This window comes from Actinoplanes rectilineatus, assembly GCF_000962825.1.
Lineage (GTDB): Bacteria > Actinomycetota > Actinomycetes > Mycobacteriales > Micromonosporaceae > Actinoplanes > Actinoplanes rectilineatus.
This window is the reverse complement of sequence record NZ_JZKF01000032.1, coordinates 38068-54579: the sequence shown is the minus strand read 5'-3', so window position 1 is coordinate 54579 and position 16512 is coordinate 38068. Positions and strand designations below refer to the sequence as shown.

Annotated in this window: 10 protein-coding genes and 1 pseudogene; 2 read left to right on the top strand and 9 right to left on the bottom strand. The window is 73.2% G+C overall.

What is annotated here, in order from left to right; genetic code table 11:
- Positions 1-34 precede the first annotated feature (34 nt).
- Positions 35-5497, top strand: coding sequence for a DUF3320 domain-containing protein (locus tag WH85_RS23725; RefSeq protein WP_045744179.1), 5463 nt, complete (start codon positions 35-37; stop codon positions 5495-5497).
- A gap of 37 nt (positions 5498-5534) precedes the next feature.
- Here WH85_RS23725 and WH85_RS23720 read toward each other — a convergent pair whose 3' ends face one another.
- From WH85_RS23720 to WH85_RS23710, 3 genes and pseudogenes are all read right to left on the bottom strand, one after another.
- On the bottom strand, positions 5535-6053 hold the full coding sequence (locus WH85_RS23720) for a DUF6879 family protein (RefSeq protein WP_045744178.1): 519 nt from the start codon (positions 6051-6053) through the stop codon (positions 5535-5537).
- Positions 6054-6128: 75 nt separating this feature from the next.
- Entirely contained in the window at positions 6129-7673 is a 1545-nt protein-coding gene (locus tag WH85_RS23715; protein WP_045744177.1) for an AMP-binding protein, read from the bottom strand.
- Positions 7674-7705: 32 nt separating this feature from the next.
- Positions 7706-8916: pseudogene (locus WH85_RS23710) on the bottom strand (acyl-CoA dehydrogenase family protein).
- A gap of 92 nt (positions 8917-9008) precedes the next feature.
- On the opposite strand from WH85_RS23710, the gene WH85_RS23705 reads away from it, so the two are divergent.
- The gene (locus WH85_RS23705; RefSeq protein WP_045744176.1) at positions 9009-9944 is read left to right on the top strand and encodes a hypothetical protein; all 936 of its coding nucleotides are present in this window, start codon (positions 9009-9011) and stop codon (positions 9942-9944) included.
- 1028 nt (positions 9945-10972) lie between these two features.
- On the opposite strand, the gene WH85_RS23700 is transcribed toward WH85_RS23705, so the two are convergent.
- The 6 genes from WH85_RS23700 to WH85_RS23675 all read right to left on the bottom strand — a co-directional run bounded on the left by WH85_RS23700 (position 10973) and on the right by WH85_RS23675 (position 16490).
- The gene (locus tag WH85_RS23700; protein WP_045744175.1) at positions 10973-11170 is read right to left on the bottom strand and encodes a hypothetical protein; all 198 of its coding nucleotides are present in this window, start codon (positions 11168-11170) and stop codon (positions 10973-10975) included.
- Positions 11171-11229: 59 nt separating this feature from the next.
- Entirely contained in the window at positions 11230-12120 is an 891-nt protein-coding gene (locus WH85_RS23695; protein WP_157411190.1) for a hypothetical protein, read from the bottom strand.
- A 266-nt stretch (positions 12121-12386) separates the two neighbouring features.
- A complete protein-coding gene (locus tag WH85_RS23690) occupies positions 12387-13334 on the bottom strand; it encodes a transporter substrate-binding domain-containing protein (RefSeq protein WP_045744173.1) in 948 nt (315 codons plus the stop codon).
- 3 nt (positions 13335-13337) lie between these two features.
- Complete coding sequence (locus WH85_RS47340; protein ID WP_052720743.1) at positions 13338-14264, bottom strand: transporter substrate-binding domain-containing protein; 927 nt, start codon at positions 14262-14264, stop codon at positions 13338-13340.
- 65 nt (positions 14265-14329) lie between these two features.
- Positions 14330-15148 carry a MaoC family dehydratase gene (locus tag WH85_RS23680; protein WP_045744172.1) on the bottom strand — a complete coding sequence of 273 codons (819 nt, stop codon included), beginning with the start codon at positions 15146-15148 and terminating at the stop codon, positions 14330-14332.
- A 1-nt stretch (position 15149) separates the two neighbouring features.
- Complete coding sequence (locus WH85_RS23675) at positions 15150-16490, bottom strand: 3-oxoacyl-ACP reductase (protein WP_045744171.1); 1341 nt, start codon at positions 16488-16490, stop codon at positions 15150-15152.
- Between the last annotated feature and the right edge of the window lie 22 nt (positions 16491-16512).

Below are 16512 nucleotides of genomic sequence, written 5' to 3'. Positions count from 1 at the left end.
AGCGTGGCTCCGGCTACCTTGCTGGAATGAGGCTATGCGGCCGGATCCTGAACGACAGTCGGGCCCGGGCGACGACGCCCGGGCCGCGCTCGCGGCCTGGCGGGACGGGATCGTCGACGCCGTCGCCGCGGAGCGCCTCGTCAACCTGCCCCGGGGCGGTGCCGACCTGATCGAGATCACCGCGCCGTCGTCGGCCGTCGTCCTGCAGGCCCTGCGAGCCGGGCGTGACTGCTCGTTCGCCGGCCCGGCCTCCGACGAGTTCGCCGGCCCGGGCGGCAACGACTTCGCCGACCCGGCCGGGGAGGAGTTCGCCGACCCGGCTGCCGAGAAGTTCGCCGGCCCGGCCTCCGAACTCGCCGGCCTGGTCGGCGACCGGCCCGAACCTGTCGGCGAGGACCTCCCGCCGGCCGGCCCCCGGCGGGGGAGGCGGCGCTCGGGGGACGAGCACAAGTCGTCCGGCCGGCACCGGCGTGACACCGTCCTGCGCACGGACCTGCCCGAGGACGTCCTGCGCCCACTGCTGCGGCGGCTGCGCCGGCACACCCGGCAGGAACAGACCGACCGCGGCGTGGACGTGCTGCATCTGGCCGTCGGGCTCCTGCACTGGCAGGACCGCGACGGCGCCGGGCACGCCAGCCCGCTGACGCTGCTCCCGGTGGAGCTGGTCGCCCTCGGCCCCGGCGACGTGCCGCGGCTGCGGCTCGGCGCCGGCGATCCGATGATCAACCCGGCGCTGGTGGCCCGGCTGCGGGCCCTCGAGATCGACCTGCCGGAGACCGCCCCGGCCGACGCCGCCGCGGTCCGCGCCATGGTCGACGCGGCGATCACCGGGCGCAGCGGCTGGCGCACCACCGAGACGATCGTCCTGGCCCGCCTCGACCCGTCCGGCGAGACGGTGCACCGGGACCTGACCGCGCACGAGGACGAGATCACCGCGCACCCGATGGTCCGGGCCCTGGCCGGGATCGGCGGCGACGGCGCGTTCACCGCCACGGACACCGACCCGGACGGCCCGGTTCCGCTGGTCCTGGACGTGGACGCGGACCAGCGGGCGTGCGTCGAGGCCGCCGTCCGCGGACGCAGTTTCGTGGTCGACGGCCCGCCCGGGACCGGCAAGTCGCAGACCGTCGCGGCCATGGTGGGTGCGCTGGCGTACGCCGGGAAACGCGTCCTGGTGGTCTCCGAGGAGGCCACCGCGCTGGACACCGTGCAGGAACGTCTCGCCGCCGCCGGCCTCGGCAACCACCTGCTCGACCTGCGCGGCGCCCGGGTGGCCCGCCGGCAGGTGGCGTCCGGGCTGGCCGCAGCTCTGGACGCCGCGCCGCTGCCGGACGCCGCCCTGTCCGAGGAGGACCGGGAACGACTGCGGGACCGGCGCGAGCAACTCGACGCCTACGCCGCCGCGGTCGCCGAGGAACGTGACCCGCTGGGGTGCAGCCTGCACGAGGTGATCGGCCGGTTCGCCCGGCTGGCCGACGTGCCGGAGGCGCCCGCCCCCGCGCTGCAACCGCACGCGCTGACCGACACCGGCCTGGAACGGATCCGGGCCGCCGCCGGCCGGCTCTCCCGGGCCTGGCGGCCGGCCGCGGAACGCAGCGGGTTCCGCTGGCGTGAGGTGGTCGAGAAGGAACCGCTGGCCGAGGCCCTGATCGACGCGCAGGTCGCCCTGGAACAGGTGGCGGCGGCCGCCGAACCGAACGCGAGCCTGATCGCCGCGTTCCACCTGCGGCTGCCGGCCGAGGTGTCGGGGCTCGCCGAACTCGCCGAACACTCCGTGGAACGCCCGCCGGCCGCCGCCGACGCGTGGCTGACCGGGATGAGCCTGCGGCCGGTCCGGGAGGCCGCCGACGACCTGGCCCTGCGGCTGGACGCGATCATCGCGGCGTACGAGCAGGTCCGGACCCGGATCGCCGCGCCGTGGGAACGACTGTCCCCGCCGCTGTCCGCCGCCGCGTTCCCGGAACCGCCGCGGCTGAGTCCACCCGCGGTCCGGCTCGACCCGCTGACCGCCGCCGACGCCAAGGCGCTCGCCGGCCGGTTCGCCGCGGACGCCGACGAACTCGAGCACCAGCAGCGCAACCTGGACCGGATCACGCATCGGCTGCGCCTGCCCGAAGTGATCACCTTCTCCGACGTGGAACTCGTCGGCCTCGTCTCCGAACTGGGCGGTCGCACGGAGAAGCCGGAGCCGGCCTGGTTCGTGCCGGGCGCGCAGGGCGCGGTGCACGGCGCGGCCGCGGCACTGCGCCGGCACGTCGAGGCGGTCGTCGCCGCCCGGGCGCAGGCCCGCCGGTACTTCACCGAGGCGGTGCTGAGGGCGCCGGTCGAGGACCTCGCCGAACGGTTCGCCACCGTGCACCGCGGTGCCCGTAAGCTGCTCGCCCCGCACCGGCGGGACAAGGACGCGGTCGCCCAGCTGGCCGCCCAGGACGTCACCGTCGAGGAGGCGGTCGCCAACCTGCACCTGGCGGTGGCCTGGCGGCGGGCCTGGGAGGGCCTGCTGTCGGCGGAACGGCACAACGCGGCGGCGCTCGGCGGGTACTGGAAGCGGCTGGAGACCGACTTCCCGGCGATCGGCCGGGCGCTGCGGACCGTGGACGAGGCGCTGCGCGTCACCCCGGCCGAGGGTCTGCAGGCGGTGGTCGACTATGTCAGCTCGCGCTCCGCCCACGAGCAGCTGGACGCCGTGGTCGGCGAGGCCCGCGAGGTCTTCCGGCACTGGCGGGGCACCCTGCGTGCGGAACCCGAACCGGCCGCCCGCCCTGAACTGGGGCACGGATCGGTGCAGACCGCGGTGCACTGGCTGCGGGCGCAGGTCGGCCCGCTGCGGGAGACCGCCGCTCTGCTGGAACAGCTCAGCGAACGGACCGGGCGGGACCTCAACGTGGCCGAGGCGCGCACCGTCCTGGCGGTCCGGCAGGGTGTGCTGGACGCCGAGGCGGCGCTGACCTCCACCGAGTTCCACTACCGGTCGGCGCTGGGTGAGGCGTACCGGGGACGGGAGACCGACCTGGACGCGGTGGCCGACGCCGTCGAGTGGACGGCACGGGCCCGGACGCTGCGGACCGGGGCGGACGCCGCGCTCAACAACGAGCAGGCCCAGGCGCTCGGCACCGGGCAGGCCGTCCCGGACCTGCCGGCCATCGAGGAGGCCTGGCTGGAGGCGCGCGGGCGGGTGCTCGCCGCGTTCGGGCCGGCCCGCCAGGTCCGGCTGGGCACCGCGCTGGACCGCTACGAGACCGCCCGGGACCTGCTGCGTGACCTGCTCGAGGACGACACCGGGCAGGCCGAGTGGTTCGAGTACCTGGCCGGCCGCGAGGTGCTCACCGAGTTCGGCCTGGACGGCGCGATCGAGGTGTGCGCCGACCGGGGCATCGACCCGCAGCGGCTGGGGGACGTGCTGGAACGGACGGCGTACCGGTCGTGGATCTTCTCGGTGCTCGCCGAGGACGAACGCCTCCAACCGCTGGCCGCCGTGGACCGCAACGAACTGGTCGACGAGTTCCGGCGGCTGGACGCCGAACAGACGCACGACGCGGCCGCCCGGATCCTCGCGGCGCTCGGCACCCGCCGGCCGTCCGGCGAGGCCACCACGCTGATCCGCGCCGAGGGGGCGAAGAAGGACGGGCACCTGCCGGTCCGGGACCTGCTCGGCGGGGCGTGGGAGGCGGTGGCGGCACTCAAACCCTGCCTGCTCGCGCCGCCGTCGACGGTCAGCCGGCTGCTGCCCGACGAGGCCCGGTTCGACGTGGTGATCATCGACGAGGCGTCCCGGATGACCCCGGCGGCGGCGGTGGCGTGTGCGTACCGGGGGACCTCACTGGTGATCGTGGGGGACGACGCGCAACTACCGCCCCCGGACGGCCGGCCGTCGGTGCTGGTGGTGGCCAACGACTGCGGCGGCTTCGCCCGGCTCGGCCTGACCTGGCACTACCGGAGCCGGCACGAGAGCCTGATCGACTTCGCGGCGCGGACGTTCTATCAGGGACGGCTGGTGACGTTTCCCAGCCCGTACCCGATGGGCCCGGATCTGGGGGTGCAGCTCTTCCCCGCGGACGGCGCGGCGGCCGAGGCGGCCCTGGTGACCCAGCGGGTGGTGCACCATTTCAGCACCCGGCCGGCGCTCTCCCTCGGAGTGATCACCCTGAGTCCGGAGCAGACCGACGGGGTCGCCGCCGCGGTCGAGGCGGCCCTGGCCGGCCGCGAGGACCTGGAGCAGCACCTCGGCGGTTTCTTCGTCAAGAGCGCCGACGCGGCGCAGGGCGACGAACGCGACGTGGTCATCCTGGTGACCGGAACCGATCTGGGCGCGGCGGGCGGTCCCGCGGGCACGCGGCGGCTGGACGTGGCGATCACCCGGGCCCGGCAGCGGGTCGAGGTGATCTCGGCGATCCCACCATCGGCCCGGGAGGACGCGTCCGGCGAGGGCGAACGGCGGCTGGCCGGCTATCTGGACGCGGCCGAGAACGGGACGGCACCGGCCGAGGAGGTCGCGCTGACCGCGCTCGAGACCTCCGTCCTCGAGACCATCGCGGGCTGGGGCTACGCGACCGACGTCCAGGTGGGGACCGGTCCGTGCCGGATCGAGATCGGGGTACGCCACAGCGAGGGCGCCGCCTACGTCCTCGGCGTCCGGTGCGACGGCCCCGGGTACACGCACGCCACCGCGGCCCGGGACCGGGACCGCCTGCACGACCAGGTCCTGCACGGCCTGGGCTGGCACCTGCACCGGATCTGGAGCGTGTCCTGGTACGCCGACCGCGCCGAGGAGGAGAACCGGCTGCGCGTGGCGATCGAGAACGCGCTGTCCACCCCGGACGTGTTCGCCGAGGTCGACGGTGAGGTGCTGACCGTCCGCGCGGCGCAGCGCCCGGAGTGGGCCCTGCCGTACGTGCGTGCCGCCGTCGCCCCGCTGCCGGCCGGTGCCCGGGTGAACGATCCGGCGACCGCTCCGCTGCTGGTCGGCGCCGTCGAACGGATCGCCGAGGTGGAGGGCCCGGTGCACCTGACCACGCTGATCCGGCGGATCCGGGACGGCTGGGGCATCGGGCGGCTCACCCAGCCGGTGCGGGCGGCCATCGAGCAGGCGGTCCGTTCCTCCCGGGCCGGGTTCGACGGCACCTTCGTGACCTGGCCGGACGCGCTGATCCCGGCGGTCCGGGTGCCGGGCGACGAGGTCACCCGCAAGCCGGAGGAGATCGCCGACCCGGAGCTGCTGCTCGCCCTGGAGTACCTCGTCCTGGACGCCGGCCTGGTGGAGGGCGACGACCTGCTGGCGGCGGCGGCCCGCCTGTTCGGCTGGAGCGGGACCCGGCCGGGCGGTCCGCGGCTGGCCGCGATGCTCGACGAACTGGTGTCGGTGGGCCGGCTGATCGCGCACCCGAACGGGCTGATCGCCGCGCCCGAGGGCGACCTGCTCGACCTGCCGGACCCGGCGACCCTGCCGCGCCGGGAGGATTCGCGCCGCAACGTCAAGGCGCGGCAGGACTCGACGTAGGGCGGGTCAGGACTCGACGTAGGGCGGTCAGGACCGGTCAGGACTTGGTGTAGACGTCGTGCGGGATCGCGACCGGCCAGAGCATGTCGCGGATCAGCAGGCAGCGGGCGACCGTCGCCGGGTCGTCGGTCTCCGCGCCGCCGGCGAACGTGCCGTCCTGGTCGACCAGGGTGTACACGACCCGGCGGTCGTCGAAGACCCAGAAGTCGTCGGTACTGACCGGCAGCCCGCCCACCTCGTCCCGGGGCAGCCAGCGGATCCGCTCGCCGGCCGCCACGTTCAGCCCGGACAGGCTGAGCAGCCAGCGGGTGTAGTCGCCGTGCGGCACCGTGACCACCCGCAGACGTTCCACCACGCAGCCGGCCGCGGTGGTCCGCCGGATCAGATCGAGCCAGGACCGCTGCCAACCGAAGTCGTCCGGCTCGCCGGCCAGGAAACGCCGGAACGGCTCGTTCTCCTCCGGGGTGTCGTAGACGTCCGAGACCTCCAGATGGAACGCGGACCGCCGGACGTCGCGGAACAGGTGCCGGAACGCGTCGACCTGCATCAGCCGCATACGTCACGATGGTCGGAGCGTTCCGGCGCGGTCCACCCGGGATGCGGAAAGACGCAAGGGGAGAAGAGTTCGCGTTCAGCCGTTGCGGGGCAGCTCCCGGGCGAGGACCTTGCCGGTGGCGTTGCGGGGCAGCTCGTCCAGGAAGACGACGTCCCGCGGCACGCAGAACCGGGCCCGGTGCCGGCGGACGTGCGCGCGGACCGCCTCGTGATCGAGCGTCTCGCCGTCGCGCAGCACCAGATAGGCCGCCAGCCGCTGACCGAACTCGTCGTCCGGCACCCCGATCACCGCCACGTCCCGGACCTGCGGCAGGCCGGCGAGCAGGTCGGCCACCTCGCCGGGATGGACGTTCTCACCCCCGGAGACGATCATGTCGTCCTCCCGGCCGTCCACGAACACCCGGCCGTCGGCGTCCCGGTGCCCCAGATCGCCGGTGCCCAGCATGCCCTCGCACATCCGGGTGTCCGCGTCGTCGGTGTAGCCCTCGAACAGCATCTCGTTGACCACGAACAGGCGGCCCACCGTGCCGTCCGGCACCGGCCGGCCGTCGTCGCCGAGCACCGCTACCCGGGTGCCGTACGGCGGACGCCCGGCGGTGTTCGGCGCGGCCCGCAGGTCGGCCGGCGTGGCGATGGAGACCCAGGACGCCTCGGTCGAGCCGTACAGGTTGTAGAGGACGTCGCCGAACCGGTCCATGAACCGGCCGGCCAGCCCGCCCGGAAGCGCGGAACCGCTGACCGCGGCCACCCTCAGGCTCGGCCGTTTCGCCGACGCCGGGAGATCCATCAGCTGCTGCAGCATGACGGGTACGCCGATGAGCGCGTCCACCGACCGTCCGGCCATGGTGGCCTGCGCGGCCGCCGCGTCGAACCGCCGTTGCAGCACGATCGTCGCGCGCAGCGCCAACGCGATCTGCAGCCCGGCGAAACCCCAGGTGTGGAAGAGCGGCGCGGAGATCATCACAGTGTCGCCGGCCCGCAGCGGGATCCGGTCGATCACCGAGCAGAGCGGGCGGAAACCACCGGGCGTGGGCCGCCGGGCACCCTTGGGCACGCCGGTCGTCCCCGAGGTGAGCACGACGGTCCGTCCCGGACGCGCGGGCGGCGACAGCGCGGCCTCCGGCGACGTCTCCGCGATCATGTCGGCGATCCGCCGCTCGTTGAGCCGCTCGACGCCGGTCAGCAACGCGACCTGGTCGGTGAACTCGTCGTCGTGGATCAGCACCCGCAGGCCCTGGTTTTTCGTCACTTCGGCCAGCTGGTGCGCGGAGAGCCCGGTATTGATCAGCACCGGGTCGGCGCCGCGGATGGTCGTCCCGATCAGCGACTCCACCATCCGGACCGAGTTGCGGCAGAGCAGCCCGACCCGGTCACCCGGACCGGCCGGCAACGCCCCGGCCAGCCGCTCGGCGCGACCGAGCAGCTGGGCGTACGTCAGGCGGCGCTCGTCGTCGACCACCGCGATCCGTTCCGGACTGCGGGCCGCGGCCTGCCGCAACTCACCGGCGAGACCGAAACCCCACCGGCCGAGCGCGGCGAACTGGCGCACGACACGGCCCGGACGCCCCGGCGTCAGCAGGCCACGGCGGGCCATGGTCGAGGCGATGAAGGCGGCGTCCACTCTGTCAGCCTCCCGGCATAATAGGACAAGCCCTAGCGGATCTGGACTCCGGAGATGGCGCGGGCGATGACCAGCCGCTGGATCTCCGACGTGCCCTCGAAGATCGTGTAGATCTTGGCGTCCCGGAACATCCGTTCCACCGGATGCTCCCGCAGGTAACCGGCGCCACCGAGGATCTGCACCGCCTTCTCGGTGACGGACACCGCCACCTCGCCGGCCTTCAGCTTCGACATCGAGCCCTCACCGGCGCCGAACGGCCGCTCGTTACGGCCCATCCACGCCGCCCGCCACACCAGCAGCCGCGCCGCGTCGATCTCGGTACGCATGTCGGCGAGCGCGAACGCCACCGCCTGGTTCTCGATGATGGGACGGCCGAACTGCACGCGGTTCTTCGCGTACTCCAAGGCGTACTCGTAGGCGGCCCGCGCGATGCCGATCGCCTGCGCGCCCACCGCGGGCCGCGACAGCTCGAAGGTTCGCATCGCGGCCTGCTTGGTGGCCCGCTGACCCTCCCGGGCCCGGGCCAGGCGGCGGTCCAGCGACTCCTTGTCGCCGAGCAGACAGCTGCCGGGGACCCGAACGTCGTCGAGGAACACGTCCGCGGTGTGCGAGGCCCGCAGGCCCAGCTTCTTCAGCTTCCTCGTGCCGGCCAGGCCCCTCGTGCCGGGCGGCACGACGAACGCGGCCTGCCCACGCGACCCAGCGACGGATCGACGCTCGCCGTCACCACGTGCACGTTCGCGATGCCGCCGTTGGTCGCATACGCCTTCTGGCCGCTGAGCACCCACTCGTCGGTCGCCTCGTGGTAGACCGCCCGGGTGCGCATCGACGCCACGTCCGACCCGGCCTCCGGCTCGGTGCTGCAGAACGCCGCCACCTTCGGGTCGGCCGCGTCACCGAAGCACTGCGGCACCCACTCGACCAGCTGATCCGGCGTGCCCGACCCGTAGATCGCGGCCACCGCCAGCGACGTGCCGGAGATCGCCATGCCGATCCCGCCGTCACCCCAGAACAGCTCCTCGTTGGCCACCGGCAGGCTCAGCCCCGCCGTGTCCGCCCAGGTGTTCACCAGGAACTCGAAGCCGTAGAGCCCGATCTTCGCCGCCTCCTGCAGGACCGGCCACGGGGTCTCCTCCCGCTCGTCCCACTCGGCGGCGGCGGGCCGGATCACGGACGAGGCGAAGCCGTGCACCCACTCGCGCAGGTCTTGTTGCTCCTCGTTGAGGTCGAGCCAGAACTCCACGTCCGATCAGCCTTTCCGGCGACGGGTTGAACTCGGCGGTAACTTTAGGGACGTGACCCGGAACACACAAGGTTCATCGATATGTTGGCGGTGTGCCACGTCCGCTGTTCCGGCAGGCTCCCCCCGAGGTCGTCACCGCCCTGGGTGACGCGCTCGGATCCCCCGTGGTCGCGGAGACCGCCGCACCGGCCGGTTTCACCCCCACCGTCGCCTCCACCCTCACACTGGCCGACGGCCGGCGGACCTTCGTCAAAGCCAGCGGCGACCCGGACCGCCACCAGGGCCTGCACACCGCGGTCGCCTGCGACGCCGCACTCACCGACCGCACCCTGGCCCCGCCGGTACTGGCCACCGTGACGCTGGCCGACTGGTGCGCGGTGGCCTGGGACCACCTGCCGGCCGGCCACGTCGAGGCATGGGCACCGGGTGACGTGCCGGCGATCCTCGACCTGACCGCCCGCCTGGCCGCCGGCACCCGCCCGTGCCGCCTGGCCGGTGCGGTCCCGTTCGCCCACGATTTCCAGGGCGAGATGGTGGGCACCGCCCGAGCCCTGGCCGGCCGCGACATGCCCGACCCGCCGCACGTCGCCCACCTGACGGGCATCCCGCTCTGGTCCGGCCTCGACCTCCACCGGCTCGCCACCCTCGAGGAGGACTGGGTCCCGGCCCTCTCCGGCGGCGACCACCTGCACCACGGCGACCTGCGCCGCGACAACCTGGTCCGCGGCCCGGACGGCCGGCTGCGGATCGTCGACTGGACCCACCGCTGGACCGCCCCCGGCTGGGCCGACCTGATCCTGCTCGGCGTCGACCTGACCCGCGGCGGCCTGGACGCGGAACGGATCCTGGCCGCGTCGGTGTGGGCGGCGGCCCCCGCCCACGAGGTGAACGTCCTCCTCGCCGGCTGGACCGGCCACTGGTTCAACGCGGCCCACCGGCCGGAGATCCCGCACGCCCCCGGCCTGCGCCGCCTCCAGCACGACCAGGGGCGGGCCTGCGCCGCCTGGCTCGCCCGCCGCCTGCGTTGACCTGGCGAACCGGGTGTCGCCGTGGACCGCCCCCTCCGTCGCCGCCCCCTCCGTCGCCGCCCCTCCGGGGGCGACCTCCCGGCCTGGGCGTTGGCGTGGACGATCCGGTCGATGCCGGCGCCGACCAGAGGTGCGACGGTCCGAAGAGTCCCCGAGAGTGCTATCGACGTCAGGTCAGCGGCGTGCAGAAACAGGTTTCGTTGCCGGTGCAGCCGATGGAAGGCGTCCTCGAGCTGCCCGACGATCCTCGGAGGTCGGAGGTCGGAGGTCGGAGGTCGGAGGTCGGAGGTCGGAGGTCGGAGGTCGGCGGTGGCGTTCGGACGTGGCGGTCGGAGGTCGGCGGTGGCGGTCGCATCAGCGCAGCCGTTTGTCGCAGCGCGTGGCCACGTCCAAGGTCAACTTGAGTTGGGTGGCATGGTGCGACTGCTGGCCGTCGCCCACGGTTGTTTTCGGTTCGTGGGTGGGCCGTGGTCGACGGCCGGGTCGGTTGAGCCGTCGGTCGCGGCTGTTCGGGAGGGTGGGAATCATCCGTGAGCGACGGCTCGGGGTCGCCCGGCCGTCGTCGGCGGTTGTTTTCGGCCCGCGGATGGACCGCAGCCGACGGCTGAGTCGGTCGAGCCGTCGACCACGGCTGTTTTCGGGACGGCAATCAGCCATCGACGACGGCTCAGGGCCGCCCAGCCGTCGCCCACGGTCGTTTCCGTCGCCTACGGTCGATTCCCCCGCCTACGGTCGTTCCGCTGCCCACGGTCGTTTCCGCCCCCCGGACGGACCGCAGTCGACGGCAGGGGTGGCCGGAACGCCACTCGACCTCTTCCGATCTCGGCGACGGCCCCGGGGTGGCCGCGAGCGGCTGAACGGCGCCGGCGCACGGGCCGACCGGCGCAGGCGCGCGGGCCGACCGGAGGCGGCGCCCGGGCCGACCGGAGGCGGCGCCCGGCCGACGTGACGTCGCTGAGCACGCCCACGGGGTACGCGACCGCGACGCGTAACGTCGATACCTGCAAGCCGTCCTGTGCGGACGCCGACTACCAGCGCACCTCGGTGAAGCTGTAGTTCACGAAGGTCAAGCTCTCGGCCTGCCGTCGGGTGTTCAGCCGGGTCACCGAGACCGAGGTCGGGTCGGCGAAGAAGGCCACCCGCAACCTTCCGCTCGTCGTCAAGAAGAGCTGCTGACGGCTCGTCGTCAAGAAGAGCTGCTGACTCAAGAAGAGCTGCTGACTCAAGAAGAGCTGCTGACTGTTCCTCGCCCAGAAGACTGCTGACCCCGGCCCGGAGCGTGCGGTCAGCGCTGGCGGCAGGCCGCGTCGATCGGGGCGGCCGGCCGCACCCGCCGGCCCACCGCCTCCAGCAGTGAGTCCTCGATGTGCAGGTCCCGGACCCGCAGGCGGTAGCGGGGCAGTTCCTCCGGCGACGGGCAGGAGATCCGGCCGGTGATCTGCTCGTTGCGGATGTACGCCACCCCGCCGCTCTCCCGCAGGATGGCGGTCAGCACGTCGTCGGAGCCGATCACCGAGCCGCGGACGCCTGTCGTGTCGTACTCGGGGAGGCCCTCGGTCATCGTCACGGTGAACGGGAGGACCGGCGCGGAGGTGACCGGCAGCACCGCCCAGAGTCCGATCAGGATCACCGCGGCCTGGACCAGTGGGGCGATCGTCCGGGCCGGGCCGCGGAGGCCGACGCTCCGGTGCAGTAGCACCACCACGATGGTGCACACCGGCGGCAGGGCGAAGAGCGCGGCGGGCAGGAGTTCGCCGCGGCCCAGCGCCTCGACGATGACCGGCCAGGTGACGCCGAGCGATGCCAGGGCCAGCAGGACCACCCCGCGCAGGCCGGTCAGGCGCGGTACCCGGGCGGCCACCGGCAGGTCGAGCAGCACCGCGACGGCGAAGAGCAGCAGCGGGAGATACATGATCCGCCAGGTGGCGAGGGCGGCGACCAGGATCATCGCGACCAGCCAGAGCGGGGCGGTCCGGGCCCAGCGGGTGAACAGCGGCGCGCGCTGCTCCGGCGGGGCGGCCACGAAACAGCCGGTCACCATGACGGCCACCAGGACACCGCTGATCACCGGAAGGCCGGTCACCAGCGTGGCGGAGAGCAGGGCGCTGGCGCCGGCGTCCGCCACGATCAGCAGCATTGTCTGGAGCTGGCCGCCGGCCTCTACCCAGAGGCGCATCAGAGCGGCGACGGTCGGGATCGCGACGATCAGGCTCCAGAACGCCTGACTGCTGCCATTCGACTCCGGCGACGAGGACGACGGCGGTGACGGGGGCGGTGATGGGGGTGAGGGCGGCGGCGCCGGGGATGAGGGCGGCGGCGATGAGGGCGGCGGCGATGAGGATGAGGGCGGCGGCGCTGGGGATGAGGACGGTGGCGTGGATGAGGACGAGGACGGCGGCGGGGGAGAAGGCTGCGGGGGAGTGGAAGGCGCGGCCGGCCCGTTCACCGCGTCGGCCCCTTCGAGTCGTAGTCCAGCAACTCCGGCCGCTCGTCCGGCGGGGGCTGATGTGACGTCGCGGTCGCCGCCGCCAGATGCGCGTTGTAGGCCCGCTGCCAATCCGTGGTCAGCCCGCGCTGTTGCTGACGGTAGATCCGGTCCAGGAGGTGGTCGACGAGCGTACGCAGAGCGATGTTGTCCTTGCGGATCCCGATGCCGATCCGTTCCTGGACCGCCGGCTGCCCGTCCTCGCCCGGCGGAAGGTCGAGGAGCTGGTACCGGCTCGGGTCCCGGGCGTCGAAGCCCGCCAGCAGCGTCTTGTCGGTGCTGATCGCCACGAAGTCACCGGCCGCCAGACGGTCGAAGCATTCGTTGATCCCGTTCAGGCCGGTCACCGGGAAGCCGAGTGTCATGAGGAGGCGTTCCGACGTGGAGCCGGCGACCGTACACATGCGGTTCTCCGGTCTGCGAAGGTCGTCGACGCCGGTGAGCCCGGCTTCGGCGGAGGCCAGGACGCCCTGCTCGGTGATCAGGTAGGGGCCGGCGAAGGCGACGTCGCGTTTGCGCTCGTCGGTGATCGAGAAGCTGCCGATCACCAGGTCGGCCTGGTCGTTCTTGAGCATCAGGATCCGGTCGATGTTGTTGCGCATCCGGTGCCACTCGATCCGGTCGTCGTCGGCGTACCCGAGTCCGCGGGCGACCATCCGGGCGATGTCCACGTCGAAGCCGGCGTGCCGGCCGTTCTCGAGGTATCCCAGGCCGGGCTGGTCCTCGAAGACGGCGATCCGGATCCGGTCGGGGCGCAGGCCGGCCGCCCGGATCAGCTGGTCGACGGAGACGCTGGCCGCCGTGCCGCGGCGCTGCTGCACGACGGCGACGACGGTCAAGCTCGCCATCAGCAGGAACACTGTCGCGGCGGCGATCCGGGGCAGCCAGTGGAAGATCCGCCGCATCGTTCAGCCCCCGACCTCGGTGACGTCCTCCGGCTTCGGGTGGTTGCTCTCCAGCCCGCCTTCGAGGGGCTTGAGATATTTCTGGAAGGCGGCGTTCCACGGGTCGGGGACTCCGGTGCTCTGCCGGTCGTAGCTCTTCTGCAGGAAGTGCCGGACCAGTTGGTGCAGGGCGGTCCGGTCCTTGTTCATGCCGATGCCGAGCGACTCGATGCCGTTCATCCCCTCCAGGCCGAGGGCGATGTCCGGCAGCGTGAAGCGGTAGTCGCCGGTGTCGGTGCGGCTGGTCTCCCGGAACCCGGCCAGCAGGGTCCGGTCGCTGCTCACCGCGCGGACCTCGCCCTTGTCGAGTTTGGCGAAGCACGCCTCGACGGTGTTCTGCGGCTGGAACGGGATGTCCCGGGCCCGGAGCAGGCCTTCGGAGGTGGAGGAGGCGACGGTGCACACCCGGTTGCCGGGTTTGCGGAGGTCCTCCATCTCACCGATGCCGGCGTCGGCCGCGGTGAGGATGCCCTGCTCGGTGATCAGGTAGGGGCCGGCGAACGCGACGTCCTTCTTGCGCTCGTCGGTGATCGAGAAGCTGCCGAGGACCAGGTCGACCGCGTCGTTCTTGAGAAACGCGATCCGCTCGCTGTTACGGGTGATCGTGTGCCATTCGATCTTCTCCTCGCTCTCGAAGCCGAGGTTCCCGGCGATCATGCGGGCGATCTCGACGTCGAATCCGGCCCGTCGCCCGTTCTCGATGAAACTCATGCCGGGCTGGTTGTCCGGCACGGCGATGCGCAGCTTGCCGAGGCCGATCAGCCCGGCCTGCTGCCTGAGCTCGTCGACGGTGGGTGGTGTCGGATCGTCCGGCGGCCCGCTGGAGCAGCCGCCGGCGGCGAGGCCGAGGATGAGAAGAAGGACGAGGTGACGGCGAAAGTCTAGGCGCACCGGTGACCCCCGAATGTCCCGGGAAGCGTGATGCACAGGGTATCAGCCAGTGACGAGTGTCGAAATCAGCCGACGGTGACGGAACCGGTCAGGTGGGGGCGCCGGGAGGTCAGGGCGAAGCGCCAGCCGTCGCCCTCGCGGGCGGCCTGGAAACGGACCCGGGCCGGCAGCGGCACCGGCTGTTTGAAGGCGACCTCCACGGTGTACGCCTCCGGCAGCCGGCCCTCCAGCGCGGCCAGGGCTCGCGCCTTCGTCCACATGCCGTGGGCGATCGGTCGCGGGAACCCGAACAGCCGGGCGCCCAGCGCCGACGTGTGGATCGGGTTGCGGTCGCCGGAGACGGCCGCGTAGGCACCGCCGACGCCGGCGGGCACCCGCCACACCGCGTTCGACGGGAACGACGCGTCCGCGACGGGCGGCGGCGTGGTCGTGCCCGGCGACGGCCGGGTGATCCGCAGGTAGGTGGAGACGCTCTCCCAGACCGGAACCCCGTCCACCGAGGCGCTCGCCACCAGGTCGAACTGCCGTCCGCGTGGATGATCCCGCAGGTCCACCGTCCGGACCGCGAGATCGAGCGGTGACGCCGCGCCGACCGGGCGCCGCACGGTGATCCGGTTGGCCACGTGCACCAGACCGACCAGCGGCAGCGGGAACCCGGGTGTGGTCATCAGGCGCATGGCCAGCGGGAACGCCAGCACATGCGGATAGGTAGCCGGCAGCACGTCGCCGAGGCGGAACCCGCACACCCGGTCGTACGCGGCCAGGTGCTCCCGGTCCACCACGACCGCCTGCCGGGTAGCCGCGCCGTCGGGCAGCGCCGCCCCGCGCGCCCGGCCCGGCAGCGATCCGAGCGCCGCCCGTACGTAGGACGAACCGGTGGTCATGTCAGGCCCCCAGCAGGCTCTGTCCGCACACCCGGACCACGTTGCCGGTGATCGCCGCGGAGCCCGGTGAGGCCAGCCAGGCGATCGTCTCCGCCACGTCGATCGGCAGCCCGCCCTGGGACAGGCTGTTGAGGCGGCGGCCGGCCTCGCGGAGCCCGGCCGGCATCCTCGCGGTCATCGCCGTCTCGATGAAGCCGGGCGCCACCGCGTTGATCGTGACGCCGCGGCCGGTGAGCAGCGGGGCGTGCGACTGGACCAGGCCGATGACCCCGGCCTTGCTGGTGGCGTAGTTGGTCTGGCCCCGGTTGCCGGCGATACCCGCGATCGACGCGACGCCGACGATCCGCCCGCCCGGCGGGATCAGCCCGCGTTCCAGGAGGAGTTCGTTGACGCGTTCCGGTGCGGTCAGGTTGACGCCGAGCACCGCGTCCCAGCGGTCCTCGGACATCCGGGCGATGGTCTTGTCGCGGGTGATGCCGGCGTTGTGGACCAGGATGTCGATCCCGGCGCGCGGGCCGGCCGCCAGGTATCCGGCGAGGCGTCCGGCGGCATCCGCGGCGGTCAGGTCGAGTTGCAGGGCCCGGCCCCGGGTCTCGTTGGCCACCCCGGCCAGGGCGTCGCCGGCGGCCGGCACGTCCAGCGCGATCACGTCGGCGCCGTCGCGGGCCAGGGTCCGGGCGATGGCCGCGCCGATGCCCCGGGCCGCCCCGGTGACCAGGGCGAGTTTGCCGTCCAGCGGGCGTTCCCAGTCGGCCGGGACGGGTGCGGTGCCCGAGCCGATCCGGATCACCTGGCCGGAGACGTAGGCGGACCGCCCGCTCAGCAGGAACCGCAGCGTCGACTCGACGGCCGTCTCGCCGCCCGCTTCGACGTAGACCAGCTGGGCGGTCACCCCACGCCCGAACTCCTTGCCGATGCTGCGGGTCAGGCCCTCCAGGCTCCGCTGCGCGGTCGCCTCCTGCGGCCCGGCGGTGGCTTGCGGTGGGGTGCCCAGCACGATCACGCGGCCGGAGGACTGCAGTGCTCTCGCGTACGGATGGAAGAAGTCGAAAAGAGCCCGCAGGCCGGAGGTCCGGGTGATCCCGGTCGCGTCGAAGATCAGCGCCCCGGCGCCGGTGACCTCGCCCTCCGGGTCGACGACCGTGACACCGGCGGCGTCCAGGAGTTTGCGGACCGGTTCGGCGAGACGGCCGCCGGGGGCCGCGCCGAGCAGGACCGGTCCGGTGGTGAGCGGGTCGCCGGGCCGGTGCCGCCGCAGCCGGGGCGGATCAGGCAGACCGAGCCGCTTGACCACGGTCCGGCCGAGACCGGAGTTGGCGAAGTTCGCGTACCTGTCAGCCATACGGGTAGCCTACCGGTGAGTA

Coding starts and splice junctions, on each gene's coding strand:
- WH85_RS23725 (WP_045744179.1), top strand. CDS start 35: ATGCGGCCGGATCCTGAACGACAGTCGGGCCCGGGCGACGACGCCCGG.
- WH85_RS23720 (WP_045744178.1), bottom strand. CDS start 6,053: ATGCGGCTGATGCAGGTCGACGCGTTCCGGCACCTGTTCCGCGACGTC.
- WH85_RS23695 (WP_157411190.1), bottom strand. CDS start 12,120: ATGCGCCTCTGGGTAGAGGCCGGCGGCCAGCTCCAGACAATGCTGCTG.
- WH85_RS23690 (WP_045744173.1), bottom strand. CDS start 13,334: ATGCGGCGGATCTTCCACTGGCTGCCCCGGATCGCCGCCGCGACAGTG.
- WH85_RS23680 (WP_045744172.1), bottom strand. CDS start 15,148: ATGACCACCGGTTCGTCCTACGTACGGGCGGCGCTCGGATCGCTGCCG.
- WH85_RS23675 (WP_045744171.1), bottom strand. CDS start 16,490: ATGGCTGACAGGTACGCGAACTTCGCCAACTCCGGTCTCGGCCGGACC.